Raw genomic sequence first — 17,910 nt, forward strand, 5'->3', positions numbered from 1 at the left:
TTTGAGGGAACAAAATAAACTACGAAAATGAAAAAACTACTTATTGCATTGGCCATTGTTTTGGCTCCTTTTGCTTCAGAAGCACAAATAAAAACTCCACAAGCGAGTCCTAAAGGATACATCAAACAAACCGTTGGATTGACCGACGTTGAAGTTACCTATTCAAGACCGGGTGCCAGAGGAAGAGCTGTATTTGGAAATTTAGTTCCTTTTGGAAAATTATGGAGAACCGGAGCTAATGAAAACACGATCATTAACTTTAGTGATGATGTAGTGATCGACGGGAAAACATTGAAAAAAGGTAAATATGCAATTTATACTATTCCTAAAATCGAAAGCTGGGAAGTTATATTTTACCTTTCTACTGACAACTGGGGACTACCTGAAAACTGGAGCGATTCTTATGTGGCGCTGAGAACTACGGTAAAAGAAGATGCATTGCCAACGCCAGTAGAAACTTTTACTATTGGAATTAATGGTTTAGATCCAAACTACGGTTATTTAGAAATGTCTTGGGAAAATTCTCATGTAGCATTAAAATTTGAAGTACCAACTGCAAAAACGGCTACAGCAAGTATCGAGAAAGTTTTAGGAGGTCCAAGTTCAAACGATTATTTTTCGGCTGCTACTTATTTGTTTCAGGCTAACGGAAACATCGAAACGGCCAGAACTTATGTAGATAAATCATTAGACCTAAGCGCTGATAAACCATATTACATTTTAAGATTGAAATCGCAAATTCAGGCAAAACAAGGAGATAAAAAAGGAGCAATTGAAACCGCTAAAATTTCCCTTGCTGCTGCAGAAGCTGCTAAAAATCAGGATTACGTAAAATTAAATAAAGACAGTATCGCTGAGTGGAGCAGATAATAATTCACTGAATTAGAAAATTCCAAATTTAAAAAATCCAAATTCCAATGTTCAAGTGGAATTTGGATTTTTTATTTGGTATTGCTTGGGAAGTCTTTAAAAATAAGTATTTCAGAATTCACCCTGGTGTACTTTGCGTAAAACTTCGCGTTCTTTGCGGTTAAAAAAACAGAAGATTTATTCTAAATAGACAGACCTGTCTGTTTTTTAGATTTAAAGATGTATATTTGCAATTCAAAACAGATAGTAGACATGCAACCCAAACAACGAATTTTAGAAAAAGCCGCTTTTTTGTTTCATACCCAAGGATATAATTCCACAGGTATAAATCAGATTATTGAAGAAGCGAAAGTGGCAAAAGCGAGTTTTTATCAGCATTTTAAATCAAAAGAAGATTTATGTGTCGCTTTTTTAGAGTGGCGTCATGAATATTGGTTTACGAAGCTGGAACAATTCACTTCAGATCAAAAAGATTCTAAATTAAAAGTTTTGGCTTCTTTTGACTTTTTAATAGCCATGAATCAAAAGGAAAATTTCAGAGGATGTAGTTTTTTGAACCTACTTTCAGAAATACCTTCAGATAACGAGAAAGTACTGAGTGTCATTCAAAGCCATAAATCAGACTTACGAAATTACTTTAAAGCGGAGATTGAGAATGAGCTTTTGGCAGATCATATTTATTTACTATTCGAAAGCTGTATCATCGAAAGTCAGTTATTCAAATCAAATCATCTTATCGAGCAATCCAAGAAAATAATTCAAACTTTAATTTTATAATTATGGAACAGAAGTTACCATTGCCGCCTTTTACTTATGAAACGGCATTAGAAAAAATTCAATTGGCAGAAGACGCCTGGAACAGTCAGGATCCTGAGCGTGTTTCAAAAGCTTATACCGTTGATAGCGAATGGCGAAACAGAGATCAGTTTGTCAATGGGAGAGAGGCTATTATTCGCTTTTTGACTCAAAAGTGGGAGAAGGAAAGACATTATAAACTTAAAAAAGAATATTGGGCACATGCGGAAAACAGAATTGCCGTGCGATTTGAGTACGAATATCAGAATCCGGATGGAAACTGGTTCAGAGCCTACGGAAATGAAAACTGGGAGTTTGATGCTAATGGACTTATGCAAAAGCGATTCGCCAGTATAAACGACTTGCCAATTAAGGAAGAGGACAGGAAACTGAAGTAATAGATAGCGTTATTTTTGATATTGATACTGACATTGACATTGACATTGACATTGACATTGACATTGACATTGATATTGACATTGACATTGACATTGACATTGATATTGATATTGATATTGATATTGAAATGGAGTTATATACCTTGGTTTTAGACGCGGATTTAGCGGATTCGTTTCACGAAAACGCGGATTTGAACGGATTTTTTTCATGTGTCATTCCCATGAAGGAAAATTTTGAGTCAAGTTCCGAAGGAGCGAAATAGGTATAGACATAACAAAATTATCCAATACAATAAAAAGCTCCGAAGGAGCGACATAATTAAAGTTAATACAGTTCCTTGCGCCAAATAACACAATATTGGTTAAAATGCTAAAAAATAAATCCGTGTTAATCCGCGTTTTCGTGAAACGAATCCGTAAAATCCGCGTATTAAATTCGTAACATTCTTAATGAGAACAGATTCTAAAATTAGTTCAAGCTTGGCGACTCAGGAATTTTGATACTTTTTTTAATTTTCTTGACAATCAAGAGGTAAAATGTGATTCCTCCTAAAATAATGAGTAGTGCAATTTGCAATTGTCCAAGACTATTGTTTTTACTGTACATTGCATTGGCATTCGCTAGTTTTGCTTTTCCTTCCTGAATCTGAATTTGCGATAAAGCTTCTAAGGTTTTTAGAGCTTCATTGCTTGAAACGGCAATTTTATTCCAGTTTTTGGCAGCTACCTGATTGTTTATTTCTTTACAGGAACTTAAAAAAGCATCGAAATACTGTTTTTCCGTATCGGTCAGGACAGTTTTAGCATATAAATCGTCAATGGTGTGGATAACATTTAATGTCTGAATGATTTCATCTTTTTTGATAGTATCGCTTAAGTCCAGTTTTTCGGCTTCCGATTTTATAAAATGGAGTTCTTTGGAGTATTGAAAAATGTAATGCGCTACCACTAAGCGGTCTTTGTAAATTGCGTTAATATTTTCATTTACATTTTTTGAATTTTGAAGCGTATTGAAATTCCCCAGAAGAATTAGAAGCATCACAATCAATAAAATAAAAGCAGCTTTAGTCTTATTGCTGTATTTTTTCAAATCTTTCATAGAGTTGGAATTTAGACGGTTGTTTTCTCAAAGATAAAAATTTTGTTGAAGTAAAATCTTAGAAGTGAGATGGATTTGAATTACCAGATCATCCGCTACAGCTTATTCAAAAAAAAATCTTCTAAATTTGATTTTAGAAGATTTTTTTTAATTGTCCGGATTTAAATTCTTGAACTTGAAAAGGCTGTATGCTAAATTAAGGTTTTAGAGTCACTCTATAATAATTTCCTCAGCGTCCGGTTCATTTCTAAAAAAGGCCAGCTGCATGAACAGCGCGAGAACAATGGTTAGAATAGCTCCAATGAAATTCAGCCATAAATACCCCAGTTTTTCCTGACCGCTCGGGTAAATCGCAATCATAAAATAATAGATGATAAATATGGTAAGCTGACTGATTATAGCGCTATAAAACATAGCTTTGGCTTTTACGCGTCGGAGATAGAAGCCGACCAAAAAGATACCTAGAACAGTTCCGTAGAAAATGGATCCAATAATGTTTACCAATTGAATTAAGTTTTCGAACAAAGTTCCCACGCAGGCAAAAAGTATCGCTACAATTCCCCAGAATAAGGTAAAAAACTTGGTCGCATACAGATAATGTTTATCTGATTTTTCAGTTTTCAGATTTCGTTTGTAAATATCAATTGCAGTCGTCGACGCTAAAGCATTTAACCCTGAAGCCGTTGAAGACATTGCGGCTGAAAGAATTACAGCTAAAAGAAGACCAATTAATCCTTTTGGCAGGTAATTGAGAATAAAATGAAAGAAGACGTAATCTTTATCATTAGTTTCACTGTTGCTGTCAGCCTTGGAAATGATTTCTTTGGCACGATCACGAAGGTCTTTTTCTTTATTAGACAATGTAACCAGTTCTTTTCGTAAAATCGGATTGTCGAAATCCTGATTCAGCTGGTCGATGTATAATAAATTGATTACTTTTTTGTCTTCAGATAAAGTGCTTAGTTTTTTTTCTAAAGCATGATATTCCTCTTTGTATGGCGATTTTTCAATGACAATTTTATTGTTGGGATTGAAATTTAACGGAACGGGATTGAACTGAAAAAAGACAAAAACCATAACTCCTGTCAGCAGAATAAAAAATTGCATTGGAACCTTTAAAATTCCGTTCATAATTAGTCCCATTTGACTTTCACGAACAGATTTTCCGGATAAATAACGACCAACCTGCGATTGATCGGTTCCGAAATAGGCAAGGGCGAGGAAAAAACCACCGGTAATTCCACTCCAGAAAGTATATTTTTCTTCCGGATCAAAAGAGAAATCGACAATATTCATTTTATCGTTGGCTCCGGCAATGTGCAGTGCACTGGTAAAAGTCATATCGTTTGGCAGGTAGTGCAGAATTAGGAAAAAAGTAATAAACATCCCCGACATGATCACAAACATTTGCTGTTTCTGAGTTACGTTTACCGCCTTTGTTCCACCGGAGAAGGTATAAATGATAACCAGAACCCCGATTATAATGTTCATTAGAGTTAAATTCCATCCCAAAAGAGCCGAGAGAATAATCGCCGGAGCATAAATGGTTAAACCGGTTCCTAACCCTCTCTGAACTAAAAATAAAATGGCGGCCAGGGAACGGGTTTTTAAATCGAATCTCTTTTCCAGAAACTCATAAGCGGTAAATACTTTATTTTTATGATAAAGAGGAATAAAAGTCACACAAATCACAATCATGGCAATTGGCAGTCCAAAATAGAATTGTATGAAACCCATTCCGTCATGGTAAGCCTGTCCCGGAGTCGAAAGAAAAGTAATAGCACTGGCTTGTGTGGCCATAACTGATAGTCCGACGGTATACCAGGGAGTTTCGTTGTTTCCAAGAATAAAATCTTCGACGTTTTTACTTCCTTTGGTTTTCCAAGAGCCGTACCCAACGATGAATAAAAGAGTAACGATCAGTACGATCCAATCAAATAGCTGCATAGGTTATGAGTATAATTTCATGATTAAGAAAAAAATCAGAATGTAAATGGCGTTGGCTACCAAAACATAAGTGTAGCTTTTCTTCCATTTTTTTATTTTTTTAGTTTCCATATTGGGAATAGTTTACTTTTTTAATTCCTGTTTGGGAGCCTCTATAGGCTGTTTTAATGAAATCATATTCGACAACAATCGATAAGCTCCGGCAACACCTTCGGGCAGCTCTCTAAAGAAGCTTAAACCGGTGTAAATATAGTATCCTTTTCCGTAGGGCGCTACCAACAGAGCACCATTTTTAGCCGATTCTCCTTTGTCATGTGAAGAAAGAATAGGAGTAAAGGCAGGATCGTACTGATCAGGATAATACAAACCCTGTTCTTGTTTCCAGCCTTCAAAATCTTTAGCACTGATTTTGTTTGGTGTGTTTAAAATAGGGTGATTTGGAGCCAGAAAAGTGATTTTTGCATTTTCTTCAGTCACACGATCGTTTGATATTTTTAACGGGTAAGGAGCAATTTGATCGGTTACTGTTTGTCCGTACGTATTGTATTGTACGATCATGTTTTTACCGCTTTTGACAAAGTTGAAAAGGATATTTTGTTTGTGTGCCAAAGCATTTATAGTATTATAGGCGCGTACTCCGGTCATTACAACATTGAAGGAATCCAGTTTTTCGGGTGTGATTTCTTCCGGTTTAATAATACTGACTTTGTATCCCATTTGGGCTAAACTTTCCGGAACTTCATCACCGGCACCCATAATATAGGCTATCGAATCACCATTTGTTTTTAACTCAATTCGGATGCATTTTGACTCAGCCGGTTTTAAAACCATTTGTTTGGTAATATGACTGTAATCGATAATGGTCTGATCTTTGTCAAAACGTTTGCCATCGACAACAGCAATACTTTTTGCAACAGCTTCTTCCGGATTTACGGGTGGTGTAACTTCAAAGTAAAAGATCTGTTCGTTTCCTTTTTTCTCTAAAGTAAAAGGAATTTCTTTAGGAGAAATGCTCCAGCTTTTCGGTAATTCTAATTGCAGATTTCCTTTGATATCGTCTTTCCCTGCGCGTACTTTTACCGGAACCAACTTGCTTTTCGTACTTCCAAAAATTAAAACCTTTTCAAGAACTGAGGTCGTAACTTCAGGAACGATGTCAAGGAAATTGTACATTTCGCCCTTTACGCCGTCATTGTATTTGTAAATGACAGTGCGCTCGAACGGAATTTCTACACCATTTATTCTGATATTAAAAACAACTTTGACTTGTCTGATAATATCGGGAACGCCAATGTTTTCCTGATTAGAAACCGTATACATTCCTTCAGTTGCTTTTTCTTTTAACCAATAAGGCTGCGTGTATTCTAATGTATTGGGAAGCTGAATTTGGTAGCTTATTTTTTGATCGTTATTGTTTTTCAGCAGTATATTTTGTGGAGTGCTTTTCTGATCCGGCATTGAAGTCACACTGTTTAACTGCATTTCGATTGAAGATCTGTTAATGGCTTCCAGAGTTACTTTAATAGTGCTTCCCGGAGTGGCTTCCTGCTCAATTGCTGCAGCTTCCAGATACAATCCGGTACAGGAAGCGATGATATTTTTGATGGCGATTGATTTTACAGACTTCCAGTGCTCGTCTTCCAATGCCTCGATCATAGTATAGGCTTTAACCAGATCCGGAATGCTGGCTGACGGATTGCTGAAATCATATTTGGCGATGATGGAAGAGATTAAATCTCCAACTGGTTTTCCGTTTTTAACGCGGTTCCATGAAGTATCAATTCCTTCAAATAAATTATTTTTGTCTATCGGACGATCACCGTTGATGAGTTCTAAAAATTCGGTTTCGTCACCACGTGATCCGGTACTTCCAAAACCTTGTGATTGATGACGGCTACGGCTTAAAGCAGCAATTTCCTGATTTGATTTTCCAATTCCCGGATAGTAAACTCCGGTTTCCAATTGGATAAAGTTGGATTTATTTGCCGCTTTAAATTTTTCCTGACTTCCGTAGAACCACCAGGATGTATTGAAAAACTGACGTTTAACCTGCCAGGGTTTTACATATTTTAGTTGTTCCGGGTATATTTTCGGATCATTGGTGAGTTTAAAACTTTCCACACTTAGCATCGCTGATGATGTATGATGCCCGTGTGTAGTACCCGGTGAGCGGTGATCGAATCGGTTGATGATTACATCCGGCTGAAATTTTCTGATCGTCCAAATCATATCGGCCAGTACTTTATCTTTATTCCAGATTTCTAATGTTTCATCAGGGGTTTTAGAATATCCAAAATCATTTGCACGGGAGAAAAACTGTTCACCGCCATCAATTTTTCTGGCTTCGATTAGTTCTTGTGTTCTAATAACACCTAACAATTCGCGTAACTGCGGACCAATTAAATTTTGTCCACCATCACCGCGAGTTAAAGACAAATAACCTGTTCTGGCATTTACTTCATTGGCCATATAAGAAATTAGGCGGGTATTTTCGTCATCCGGATGTGCCGCGATGTATAAAACGGAACCTAAAAAGTTTAATTTTTTAATTTGGTTGTAAATTTCAACAGAACTTGGTTTTTGTGGTTGTTGTGCAAAAGAAAGGGAAATGCCTGATAAAAAAAAGAGAAGAATTTGTATCTGAATTTTTCGCATAATAAGGTTAGGTGTTTTTTGATAGCGTTTCAAAAATACTAATTAAATCATGGAAGAGTATTTAAATGAAATGTTAATGTTTGGTTATTGATTTGCTTTTTTAAGAAAATTGATTCAAAAAAAAAGCTGCCAGATCAAATCTGACAGCTTTATAGAAAATAGATCTAATGTTTTAGATCATGTGGTATTTCTTAGGATTGCAGTAAATTATTTCAATTTATTCTCTGTGTCTTTATAGTTTCCTGTAATGGTAACATTACTGTTTTTGGTTACTTTTCCATAAATGGTAATAGAAGAGTTGTTTCCAATAAAGTTAATCTTAGCACCACTATTTAATAGTAAGTCTCCCCAAATTACTACAGTGCCTTCAACTTGTAATATCGCATTGCTGTTAATAATAAGTTGTGTTGGGTTAGACTGACCGTATTTACCCTGAGACAATGTTCCTTTCATGTTGAAAGTTCCTCCACTGTTTAAGGTTAGATTATTTTGAACTGTAATTGAACCACAATGCGTTAATACTGCACCAGAATTAATAGTGGCAGAGCTAATAGAGGTAGCACCAGAATACGATTTAACTTCATTTGAGTTCAGAATCAGATTTTGTCCCTGATTATAAGTACCATATCCTGTACAGCCATCAAAAGTGGTGTTTGGTTTTTCCATCTTAATAATTTTCAAACCGCCTTTTCCACTGGCTACATAGATAAAATTACCACTTGATTTTACATAGTTTGACGAACCTAGTATATCAACAGTTCCCAATAAACCAAGTTGAGCCCCCGTTTTGTAGACATTTAAACCTGCAGCACCATTGGCTACAAAGGCATAACCTTCATTAACAGAAATTGCATTGGTAACATTCTCTTCACCGGCAACAGCTAATGGAATAGTCTGTAATTTTGAACCGCTATTGATGTCGTAAACACCTAAGCCTTTATAACCTTCTGATACTAATAATTTTGTACCATCAAAATCTATCGTTCTTTTTGAAGCCTTTACATCTGTTGATGTGGTAAAGCTTTTTTGTAATGCCAGTGTTGATTCGTTGTAAATATTTACTCCTTTTGTTCCGCTCAAAGTCACGACTTTATCTCCGCTTATTGCTACAGAACGTAAATCTTCTACGGCAACTTTTCCTGAAATTGCTTTAGAGGCAGCATTAATTTTAAACAGACTTCCCTGATCTCCGGTTACTGCAAAGTAAGAGCCGGAATTCGAAGTAACATCGGTTGTTACGTAACCTTCAACATTAGTCGTAGTGTATTTATCCGTTAGCATACCTGAACTTAAAGGCATGTTAATGACAATTGCCGGGCTTTTTAGCGTAGAATTTTTATCGATATCGGCCGCTGCACCAATAATCAGACTTCCGTTTGAATAGGTAAGGGAGGTAATATCGGTATTGGCTATTAAGGCAGAAGTGATCAATTTAGGTTTATAAGGATCAGATACGTCAATAACATCAATAGCTCCTGAATATGCTTCACCACTCATGGTATAAGCAACGTAAGCATAGTTTCCGTTAACAGCTACATGACTGGCCTGTAACGTTCTCCCGCTATTGTCTTTGGGTGGATTAACTTCTGCAATCTGAACCAATGGAAAATCGGTAGCCGAAGATTGAGAACTACTTAAAAGCTTACCTGTTGAAGCTGATGAACCGGTAATTGAAATTACTCCGGAATTGGTGTAATCAAGTCTCTTATTTAAAGCCGTAACATCGCTATTGATTTCGATGTTGTTATTTGTTGCCTGATCATTCGTTGCAGAGTCGTCATGATTCGTACAAAATGTAAAAAGGGACAACACGGATAATGAAAATAAATAAACACGCTTTTTCATATAATGTATATTTAGTGGTTTAAAATTTTGTGCAAAATTACAGTTTTAAACGTAATGTCTTGATATTCTTGTGTATAATTTAACTTTTTGAATTGTTTTGATTGATATTTTTATGTTTTCCTCGTTAAATTAACGTTTTAGTTATTTAGTATGCATGCATAAAAAAAGAGTATCATGATTTTGATACTCTTTTGTATTGAAAGTTAATGATTTAGCAAAAACTAGCCTCTTCTGCGACCATAGTGACCATCATGATCGTCATCGTCATCGTCGTCGTCTCTATCATGTTTATGGCGTTTCTCGTAACGTTTTTTATCATAATGACGGTCGTCATAACCATATCTAGGTCTTGGCTTGTAACATCTTTGTGGAGCACCATGGTATCCTTTGTAATACTTTACTCTGTGACGATCAAAGTAAACATAAGGAGTTCTGCCGTGATAGTCGTTCAAAACTACTTTATATCCTCCGTATAGATCATAGTTTCTGTATTGTCTTGGCAAGTAGGTTGCTCTAATCCATCTGCCTCCTCCAAAATAGAGAAACTGTGATGCTCTAACATCATAGTATGCTTCGATGTCCGGTAGATAATAATACTCCATTTCTTCGTATCCTGCCGGTCCCCAAGCCGGAGGTGTTCCTATGTTAACGTTTATAGATACCTGCGCTTGCGTGGCATTTGCAACCAGGAGAAAAAGTCCTGCAATTGCTAATTTTATTGTTTTCATTTTTTTTAATTTAAAGTTAAGGTTGATCCTGTTTTGTGATATTCATATACTGTGCCAAAAATTAAAGCACAATGCAGTTCATCGGACAAATGATACATTTTGACGACTTTTTAAAAATGAATTTTATTTTAAAGTACTGAATACTAGTTGTTTTTGTAGTGTGGTTTTTTTTTGAAAAAAGTAGAGAAAATAGATTTTTTTACTATTTGTACTCTACAATTCTTGGCTTAGCCAGTTCAAAGCTTTGTAAGCCAAAATCAGAGGTCTGAAAAGTGTTGGTTTTAAAAACATTATCTCCCTGAAAAGGAATAGTAGGGTAGTAGGACAGTGAAATCTGAAAGGAACTAAATACTAAGTAGTCATTATTTATCGACAAACCTAAGGTTATTTTTTGGTAAGCTTTATTTCTTCCAACAGCATCATTTGGGGCTCCTAATACAGCCAGCCCGTAATTAAAGAATGGATTGATACGAAATCCTAGCAGAGCATAAGGGGAATAAGTTTGGGTTTGAAGTGACAGAACCACCTTATTTGTTCCATAGATCGCAGTATTAAATCCAGCCAAGCCATTTTGTTCATTAATATTAAGCTGATCTCCAATGATATTTTCCCGATTGGCACCAATAACGATGAATGGGTTTACAAATTGGCGGAGTTTCCAATTTCCGATAGTGAAGAGTTTCGTAAAATAATTAGATTCAAATGAGAAGGCCGTTTGATAGGTTTTCGAATCATGAAAAAAAGTACCGGCTTCCAGATTGGTACTAAAAAATCCCCAACGATAGTAATTTCCAAAAGAGAACTGCGCTCCCGCATAAGGACGCCATTCTTTGTTTTTGTATTGATAGCCCAGAGTAACTCCGTATATTTTCCCAATGGGAACATCCTCTGTCTGGCCATTTCTAAAAATATAATTGTCTTTTATAAATTTACGTCGGTTCAAACCAATTCCGCTTAAAATTAGTTTTTCATCAGAGTAAAAACGAGTGGGGTCGTAGAGTTCAGAAGGAGTTTGACTATAATTAACGTTCAGAAAACGTGCGGTTGCCACCAGGTTGGTGATACCATCTTCATCTTGAGTTACTTTACTGGCATGTCCTGCCCAAAAATCATGAAAATTATTTTTAAAGGGTTGAAATGCATACGATTTATCAGGCGCCTGTAAAGAGTCTTTTTTGTAGTTCTGTCCCACATATAAACCGCCAGCCCATCGGGTCAAAGGAGAGTAGAAAAGCCGTTCGATGTTGATGCTTTTTGTGTAGTTGTTATCAATATCGATCTTGTAGTATAAAGTGGTTCCTATATAAGTATTTTTAATATTGGGAATGTTGTAGCTTACTTCGTTGGCAGTACGGCCATCTTTAAATCGGTTGGTATGTTTGTAGTCCAATTGCTGTCCTGTTCCGAAAAAGTCTTTTTCTTTAATACCAAAAGACACCTGATTACCAGAGACCGCAAATCTGGGAATCGTACTCCAAGAGTCCAGAACCCTAATCGTTACGTCAACTGAATCTGAAGCTACTCCGGTTATCTTATTCGTTATTCTTACAGCTGTAACATATCGTTGCGATCGTATCAAACGCTCAGATTCCTGTACTTTATAAGTGTCGTAAGGAGTGTTTTTTTTAAAGAGCAACAGATTATAAATGGCTATTTTTTTTGTTTTTAAATGCAGTCTGTTTCCCGTTCTTTCTCCCCAGTTTTTGGGTATCTTAGTGGTGTCTGTAACCGAATGCCCAAACGGATCAAGTGTTATAATATTGATGTTCCGAATGATTTTACCACTAAAATCGCTGGTGTCGTTTTGTACTAAAACTTCTTTTTTTTGTGTATTGTCTCCCCTGAAGAACAGTTTGTGCAGGGTTTGAGTAAATTTATTCTTTTTCGAATAGTTTCTAATTTTCTGATAAACTTCGCTGCTGTCTTTTTTAGTTTTTGCGTCTTTCTGTGGTGGATTAACCTGTGCATAAGCGCCTTGTAAGCAAAAGCATAATAGAATAAAAACGACTATTTTTTTGTTTACAGACATTATATAACTTTTTATAGGCTTAAAGGCTCATTTCGACATGAATATAAGCAATTATTATGACTCTTTATAAAATTAGATTCGTATTTCGTTACTGATAATTTTGTTTATGGCGTTTCCCTACGGGCCGGGCTGTACGCTAAATCTTTTGCAACAGGAGAATTTGGGAAATGCAAAAAAGGTTTGGGTATTGCAAAAGGATATCGCTGCCATCCCTAACGCTTTGAGGGAAAGAAGTATTTTGTTCAATAAAATCGTATAAGATTCCAGAACTTATCTTAATCAAAAAACTCCTTCTCTTCGTATTGGACAGGCATTATAGAAATTCCTTTTTGTAGTAGTAAATTATTGGGAAAAATAATCTTTTCGCCGTCTTTTGTTTTTAAGTTCACATGAAAGGCGCTTATATCCTCAATTTCTGCTTCGATTGGAAAGTCTTTATCATGAATTTTGATGGTATCTCCAATTCGGAAAGGAAAAGAAAAAAACAAAATCATACCCGAAGTTATATTGCTCAAAATAGACCATTGGGCAAACATAGCCACTCCAATTACAGTAGCAATGGAAGAAACTGTTATAAAAATATCTTTGGTCTCAACGCCCCAAATTACAATCAGGCTAATCATAACCAGTATGTTCATGAGCAAGTGAATGTACTTGATCACTAAATTGGTACGATGCTCTAATAACTGACTTGTGCTGGCATAACGACGAATTAATTTCGCAACAACAATACGCAACGCTATCAGAACGAGAATCAGAATTATGGTCGTTAAGATCTCCTGGCTATATTCTTTGAAAGAAAACATAAATAAATTTTTACACTAAAGTACTCAAATATTCATAAACTTTGGCTGTTGGCAATCCCATAACATTGGTGTAAGAACCTTCTACTTTTGCAACTGCCATAAAACCAAACCATTCCTGAATACCGTAAGCACCTGCTTTGTCATACGGTTTGTAATTTTCGATGTAATACAAAATAGCTTCGTCTGATAAATCATTAAAGGTAACTTTTGTTGTATCATTCAAAAGAGTTGAAGAGCTATTCGTCTTAAAACAAACTGAGGTGATTACTTCATGAGTAGTGTTGGATAATGACTTGATCATAGTAAAGGCTTCCTCAGCATTTTTTGGCTTGCCTAGTGCTTTATTCTCATGCCAAACTATGGTGTCACTGGTCACCAGGATTTCATTTTCATTCAGTTCACCTTCAAATGCACTAGCCTTTAATGCTGCCAGATAATCTGTAATTTCGACTGCTTTTAATTCCGGTGGATAGATTTCTTCAATGTCTTTTAACCTAATTTCGAAGTCAAGATCCAGGTCTTTAAAAAACTGCTGTCTGCGAGGCGATCCCGAAGCCAGAATTAACGTATATTTCTTTAGTTTTTCTTTAAGCATTGTATTTGATATTTAAAGTGATAACGAGAATGGATAAAATCCCGAAGAATAAAATTAGTTTCAAAACGGTACTTAAATGGTGGAATTCTTTTTGATTTTTCGCTCCAAATATTTTTACAATAAAATACAACAAGGGAGCCAGAACAAATGCAAAAGCATAAAATGTAGCGATAAAAAGATTGTTCTCAACAAAATAGGTTTTGATATAAAGTAAACAGGAAATAAAAGGAATTATTGCAAGTCCCAAGGCTATTTTTGCGGTTCTGCTAATTCCAATAGCGATTGGCAATGTGTTCATTCCCTGATTGTAGTCGCCATTATGATCCTCAATGTCTTTGACGATTTCCCGAATAAAATTAATCATAAAAGCAAATATTGCATAATCGGTTAAGATGGAGAAGAAACTCGCCATTTGTGCCTGATTTTCAGAATTGGTAGCCGGAAAAAGGTCGAAAATTCCAATAATCCATACGCTTACAGAAAGTAATAAGGCCACAACAAAATTCCCCAGAATCATAATTTGTTTTAATGTCGTTGCATAAAAGTAAAGCAGCGAGGCGATTAAAATAAAAAGAGAAGCAAACATTGGTCTAAGGATGATATTTGACAAAAGGAATCCAATAGCAACCCCTGTAATATTAAGTCCGATATAAATGTTATAGGCTGTTGTTTCAGAGATTCCCTTACCAATTACAACATCAGCAGGTTTATTGATACTATCTGTTGCAACATCATAGATATTATTGATTACATAACCCGCTGCCGCCAGTAAAACGGTACTTAAAACCAATAATCCGTATTGCCAGTCCGCTAAAGCTAAAGGAATATTTTGCTGTTTTAGAAAGGCATAACGAAATAATACCTGCATAAAAGCTAGCAGGAGCAGGTTTTTGTAGCGAATGAGTTTGAGGAATTTCATTTTTATTTGAGGTACTAAGGTTCTGAGGGGCTGAGGGGCTAAGTTTTATGTTATTTGTAAAATGTGAGATGTGATCGTGCAATCTAAAATTTACAATCTAAAATCATTAATCGTGTTTTCCGTTAAAATGTTCCATCCATTTCCCCTGAACTTTCATTACTTGTTCGATTACGTCACGTGCAGCACCTTTTCCGCCATTTACGTGCGAGATATAACGGCAAATGTTTTTAATTTCCGGACTGGCATCTTGAGGACAAGTTGGTAAACCTACTAATTTCATCACATGATAATCCGGGATATCATCACCCATATATAAAACCTGTTCCGGTTGAATGTTATAAGTCTCTGTATATTCTGCAAAAGTTGCTACTTTATCGGGAGTTCCTAAATGAATGTCATTAATTCCTAAATTACGCAAACGTACACGGACACCTTCATTGCTTCCGCCGGAAATAATGCAAACATTGTAACCGCTTTCAACTGCTGCTTTCATCGCATAACCATCACGAATATTCATGGTACGAAGAATCTCTCCTTCATTGGTTACAAAAACAGAACTGTCGGTAAGCACACCATCAACATCAAAAACGAAAGTGGTGATGTCATTCATTATTTCTTTATAATTTTTTGCCATTATTTTGTATAGATTGTGTTAGTATTTTATAAATATTCTTTTGATTTTCATGGTTTAAATACTCCAAATGCGCTTCGATTGTAGTAGAATCTTTGCGTTTTGCAGGCCCGGTTTGAACGTCAATTGGGTCTAGTGTATTTATTTTTTGAGCAGTTTCCTGAATTAAAGGTTTCAAAACGTCAAATGGCACCTGATGTTCTTTGCAGATCTCCTGTCCGATTTGATACAGATGATTGGTGAAATTATTCACAAAAACCGCTGCAACATGCAGTGCCTTTCTTTGATCAGAATTGATTGGGTAAACCGACTGTGAAATGCTTTTGGCTACTTTTTCCAAAACACGGAAATCAAAGGTATTTTCAGCCTCCAGACAAACCGGAATTGCTGAAAAGTCAATGGTGGCATTTTTCGAAAAGGTTTGAAGCGGATAAAAAACACCTCTGCGATTCTTAATGTCCAAAGTCTCAATTGGAGCCGCTCCTGAGGTATGAACGACAAGACGATTTTGAAAAGGCAGTTGCTTTGAAACCTCTGAAATTGCATTGTCTGAAACCGCGATAATATAGAGATCAGCTTCTAGCAAAGAGTCAAAACTATCTGTAATTTTTTCAAAATTTACCAAAGAAGCAAGGGCTTCTTTTTTTCTGGAAAACACCTGTACAATTTCGACCGTTTCACTTTTAGAGAAAGCTTTGATCAAATGTTGGGCAACATTTCCGGAACCAATTATTGTAATTCGAATCATAGCGCAAAATTAGTATTATTTTTTTTAAAGAGTAATCATTTTAGGTAAAGAGGTTTAAAATTTCAGAATTCAATTGTCCTCTCAAAAAAGCTGATAAGTAAGGTAAATATTGATAATTAATGCTTAAAAAATCATTTTAAGAACTAAATTTGAAAAATAAAAACTGATAATAAAAAGAAATGAAAAAAACATTTACAACACTTGCACTATTATTTATAAGTGGAGTATCCTTTGCACAACAAATAGGAAGTGGATTTGGACCAAGTATTTCTAATTTTACCACAGATTTAAAATCTGGTGTTTATTCAGGTCTAAATCCTGTGGGCATGACTTTAGATAATAGTTATACCGGATGGCAGCATTTGTTTGTACTTAGACATGATAATCCGGATAATAATCATCAGTTACAAATTGCATCCTCATTTAGCACGAATGATAGATTGTTTTTTAGAAAAATAGCTGTTTTAGGAAGTTTATCGTCATCAAATCCTTCTTGGGTAGAACTCGCAACAAGAGGGGGAAATAGTTTTGTGGGAAATCAGATTATAAACGGAAATGTTGGTATTGGCGAAATAAATCCAAAAAACAAATTAGATGTTAAAGGGGTTATTCATTCTCAGGAGGTAAAGGTTGATATGCTGGGCTGGTCAGATTTTGTCTTTAAAAAAGAGTATGATTTACCTACGTTAGCCGAAGTTGAAAAACACATCAGAGAAAAAGGGCATTTAGAAAATATTCCCAGTGAAAAAGAAGTTTTGGAAAACGGTATTAATCTTGGGGAAATGAATGCCAAACTTTTACAGAAGATAGAAGAGTTGACGCTTTATATGATTGACATAAAGAAAGAGAACGATCAAATGAAGGTTAAACAACTGGAATTTGAAAAAACAATTAATGAACTCAGAAAAAAATCGAAATAATGAAAAAATCTTTTTTTGTCCTTTTATGTTTGATTTTTGTAGCTAAAATTAACGCACAGAACACAAATTTTAATAATGTTTCAATAGGTACAGATGGTCCAGCTTATGGAGTAAAAATAAAAGCAAATTTCCCTAATGTTACTGGTGGGTGGGCAAGGAGTTTTTCTGTGGTGAATGAAAATGACAGTAATAATTATATCGTTTTTGGATCATTTGGAGGAGTATATAATGGGGTGTCAACTCTTTCTTATAGTTTTATAGGTAAAGATTGGGACAAAACATATTTGACTTTTTTGCCCAATGGGAATGTTGGTATTGGTGGAGTAAATCCTCGATACAAGTTAGACGTAGAAGGTACTATTCGTTCCAGAGAAGTTATAGTAAACATGGAGAAGTGGTCTGATTTTGTCTTTAAAAAAGAGTATGATTTGCCTACACTTGCAGAAGTTGAAAAACACATCAAAGAAAAAGGACATTTAGAAAATATTCCTAGTGAGAAAGAAGTTTTGGAAAACGGGATCAGTCTGGGGGAAATGAATGCGAAGCTTTTGCAGAAAATTGAAGAGTTGACCTTGTATTCCATTCAACAGTCAAAGGAGATTGAGGTACTTAAGGAAGAGAATAAATCTTTTAAAACCCTAGCGGAACGGCTTTCTAAAATTGAACAAAAAATAAAATAAAGTTTAGCTGCAGATTATAGTGATTGCAATGATTCTGTTGATTTATTTAAAAAGTACTGCTCTAAATGAAGTTTGCTAAACGAATAAATCCTTTTTTAATCCCGTAATCTGTGGCATAAAAAAACAGATTCGTAAACTAGATTATCAATTTGTAAAATTAAGCGTACATTTTTTAAAAGAATGATTTGATTTACTAATTTATATTTGGTTTTTATTAACAAATTACAGCCGTTGCAAATCAACAT

At 35.4% G+C, this 17,910-nt stretch carries 16 protein-coding genes; 5 read left to right on the forward strand and 11 right to left on the reverse strand.

The window, feature by feature from the left end:
• The first annotated feature begins 27 nt into the window (after positions 1-27).
• From M4I44_RS14645 to M4I44_RS14655, 3 genes are all read left to right on the forward strand, one after another.
• On the forward strand, positions 28-870 hold the full coding sequence (locus tag M4I44_RS14645; RefSeq protein ID WP_017498591.1) for a DUF2911 domain-containing protein: 843 nt from the start codon (positions 28-30) through the stop codon (positions 868-870).
• A gap of 252 nt (positions 871-1,122) precedes the next feature.
• Positions 1,123-1,647 carry a TetR/AcrR family transcriptional regulator gene (locus tag M4I44_RS14650; protein WP_249965164.1) on the forward strand — a complete coding sequence of 175 codons (525 nt, stop codon included), beginning with the start codon at positions 1,123-1,125 and terminating at the stop codon, positions 1,645-1,647.
• Positions 1,648-1,649: 2 nt separating this feature from the next.
• Positions 1,650-2,063 (forward strand): nuclear transport factor 2 family protein, encoded by a 414-nt coding sequence (locus M4I44_RS14655; protein WP_249965165.1) that lies wholly within the window; start codon positions 1,650-1,652, stop codon positions 2,061-2,063.
• Positions 2,064-2,532: 469 nt separating this feature from the next.
• Here the strand turns inward: M4I44_RS14655 and M4I44_RS14660 are convergent, their stop codons facing one another.
• The 11 genes from M4I44_RS14660 to M4I44_RS14710 all read right to left on the reverse strand — a co-directional run bounded on the left by M4I44_RS14660 (position 2,533) and on the right by M4I44_RS14710 (position 16,065).
• Entirely contained in the window at positions 2,533-3,162 is a 630-nt protein-coding gene (locus M4I44_RS14660) for an MCP four helix bundle domain-containing protein (protein ID WP_017498587.1), read from the reverse strand.
• Positions 3,163-3,372: 210 nt separating this feature from the next.
• On the reverse strand, positions 3,373-5,109 hold the full coding sequence (locus M4I44_RS14665; RefSeq protein ID WP_017498586.1) for a sodium:solute symporter: 1,737 nt from the start codon (positions 5,107-5,109) through the stop codon (positions 3,373-3,375).
• A 123-nt stretch (positions 5,110-5,232) separates the two neighbouring features.
• Positions 5,233-7,764 (reverse strand): PIG-L family deacetylase, encoded by a 2,532-nt coding sequence (locus M4I44_RS14670; RefSeq protein WP_249965166.1) that lies wholly within the window; start codon positions 7,762-7,764, stop codon positions 5,233-5,235.
• A gap of 207 nt (positions 7,765-7,971) precedes the next feature.
• The gene (locus M4I44_RS14675; protein ID WP_249965167.1) at positions 7,972-9,609 is read right to left on the reverse strand and encodes a hypothetical protein; all 1,638 of its coding nucleotides are present in this window, start codon (positions 9,607-9,609) and stop codon (positions 7,972-7,974) included.
• Between the two features lie 221 nt (positions 9,610-9,830).
• Positions 9,831-10,337, reverse strand: a complete 507-nt coding sequence (locus M4I44_RS14680) for a hypothetical protein (protein WP_017498583.1) — start codon at positions 10,335-10,337, stop codon at positions 9,831-9,833.
• A gap of 202 nt (positions 10,338-10,539) precedes the next feature.
• Positions 10,540-12,366, reverse strand: coding sequence for a hypothetical protein (locus tag M4I44_RS14685; protein ID WP_249965168.1), 1,827 nt, complete (start codon positions 12,364-12,366; stop codon positions 10,540-10,542).
• Between the two features lie 275 nt (positions 12,367-12,641).
• Positions 12,642-13,172: a mechanosensitive ion channel domain-containing protein gene (locus tag M4I44_RS14690; protein WP_249965169.1), complete on the reverse strand. Its 531-nt coding sequence runs from the start codon at positions 13,170-13,172 to the stop codon at positions 12,642-12,644.
• 10 nt (positions 13,173-13,182) lie between these two features.
• Entirely contained in the window at positions 13,183-13,767 is a 585-nt protein-coding gene (locus M4I44_RS14695; protein ID WP_249965170.1) for a Maf-like protein, read from the reverse strand.
• Complete coding sequence (locus M4I44_RS14700; RefSeq protein WP_249965171.1) at positions 13,760-14,686, reverse strand: geranylgeranylglycerol-phosphate geranylgeranyltransferase; 927 nt, start codon at positions 14,684-14,686, stop codon at positions 13,760-13,762. Before M4I44_RS14700 ends, M4I44_RS14695 begins: the two co-directional genes overlap by 8 nt.
• Before the next feature lie 106 nt (positions 14,687-14,792).
• Positions 14,793-15,320, reverse strand: coding sequence for an HAD family hydrolase (locus M4I44_RS14705; RefSeq protein ID WP_017498577.1), 528 nt, complete (start codon positions 15,318-15,320; stop codon positions 14,793-14,795).
• Positions 15,304-16,065: a Rossmann-like and DUF2520 domain-containing protein gene (locus tag M4I44_RS14710; RefSeq protein WP_249965172.1), complete on the reverse strand. Its 762-nt coding sequence runs from the start codon at positions 16,063-16,065 to the stop codon at positions 15,304-15,306. The genes M4I44_RS14705 and M4I44_RS14710 overlap by 17 nt, the downstream gene beginning before the upstream one ends.
• A gap of 179 nt (positions 16,066-16,244) precedes the next feature.
• Here M4I44_RS14710 and M4I44_RS14715 point away from each other — a divergent pair, with 179 nt between their 5' ends.
• Entirely contained in the window at positions 16,245-16,985 is a 741-nt protein-coding gene (locus M4I44_RS14715) for a hypothetical protein (RefSeq protein WP_249965173.1), read from the forward strand.
• Positions 16,985-17,665 (forward strand): hypothetical protein, encoded by a 681-nt coding sequence (locus M4I44_RS14720; RefSeq protein ID WP_249965174.1) that lies wholly within the window; start codon positions 16,985-16,987, stop codon positions 17,663-17,665. The genes M4I44_RS14715 and M4I44_RS14720 overlap by 1 nt, the downstream gene beginning before the upstream one ends.
• The last annotated feature ends 245 nt before the right edge of the window (positions 17,666-17,910 follow it).

This window comes from Flavobacterium sp. B183, assembly GCF_023539155.1.
Lineage (GTDB): Bacteria > Bacteroidota > Bacteroidia > Flavobacteriales > Flavobacteriaceae > Flavobacterium > Flavobacterium tructae.

Bases quoted from the DNA above. Each gene is read 5' to 3' on its own strand.
- M4I44_RS14645 (WP_017498591.1), top strand. From the start codon at position 28: ATGAAAAAACTACTTATTGCATTGGCCATTGTTTTGGCTCCTTTTGCT.
- M4I44_RS14650 (WP_249965164.1), top strand. From the start codon at position 1,123: ATGCAACCCAAACAACGAATTTTAGAAAAAGCCGCTTTTTTGTTTCAT.
- M4I44_RS14655 (WP_249965165.1), top strand. From the start codon at position 1,650: ATGGAACAGAAGTTACCATTGCCGCCTTTTACTTATGAAACGGCATTA.
- M4I44_RS14660 (WP_017498587.1), bottom strand. From the start codon at position 3,162: ATGAAAGATTTGAAAAAATACAGCAATAAGACTAAAGCTGCTTTTATT.
- M4I44_RS14665 (WP_017498586.1), bottom strand. From the start codon at position 5,109: ATGCAGCTATTTGATTGGATCGTACTGATCGTTACTCTTTTATTCATC.
- M4I44_RS14670 (WP_249965166.1), bottom strand. From the start codon at position 7,764: ATGCGAAAAATTCAGATACAAATTCTTCTCTTTTTTTTATCAGGCATT.
- M4I44_RS14675 (WP_249965167.1), bottom strand. From the start codon at position 9,609: ATGAAAAAGCGTGTTTATTTATTTTCATTATCCGTGTTGTCCCTTTTT.
- M4I44_RS14680 (WP_017498583.1), bottom strand. From the start codon at position 10,337: ATGAAAACAATAAAATTAGCAATTGCAGGACTTTTTCTCCTGGTTGCA.
- M4I44_RS14685 (WP_249965168.1), bottom strand. From the start codon at position 12,366: ATGTCTGTAAACAAAAAAATAGTCGTTTTTATTCTATTATGCTTTTGC.
- M4I44_RS14690 (WP_249965169.1), bottom strand. From the start codon at position 13,172: ATGTTTTCTTTCAAAGAATATAGCCAGGAGATCTTAACGACCATAATT.
- M4I44_RS14695 (WP_249965170.1), bottom strand. From the start codon at position 13,767: ATGCTTAAAGAAAAACTAAAGAAATATACGTTAATTCTGGCTTCGGGA.
- M4I44_RS14700 (WP_249965171.1), bottom strand. From the start codon at position 14,686: ATGAAATTCCTCAAACTCATTCGCTACAAAAACCTGCTCCTGCTAGCT.
- M4I44_RS14705 (WP_017498577.1), bottom strand. From the start codon at position 15,320: ATGGCAAAAAATTATAAAGAAATAATGAATGACATCACCACTTTCGTT.
- M4I44_RS14710 (WP_249965172.1), bottom strand. From the start codon at position 16,065: ATGATTCGAATTACAATAATTGGTTCCGGAAATGTTGCCCAACATTTG.
- M4I44_RS14715 (WP_249965173.1), top strand. From the start codon at position 16,245: ATGAAAAAAACATTTACAACACTTGCACTATTATTTATAAGTGGAGTA.
- M4I44_RS14720 (WP_249965174.1), top strand. From the start codon at position 16,985: ATGAAAAAATCTTTTTTTGTCCTTTTATGTTTGATTTTTGTAGCTAAA.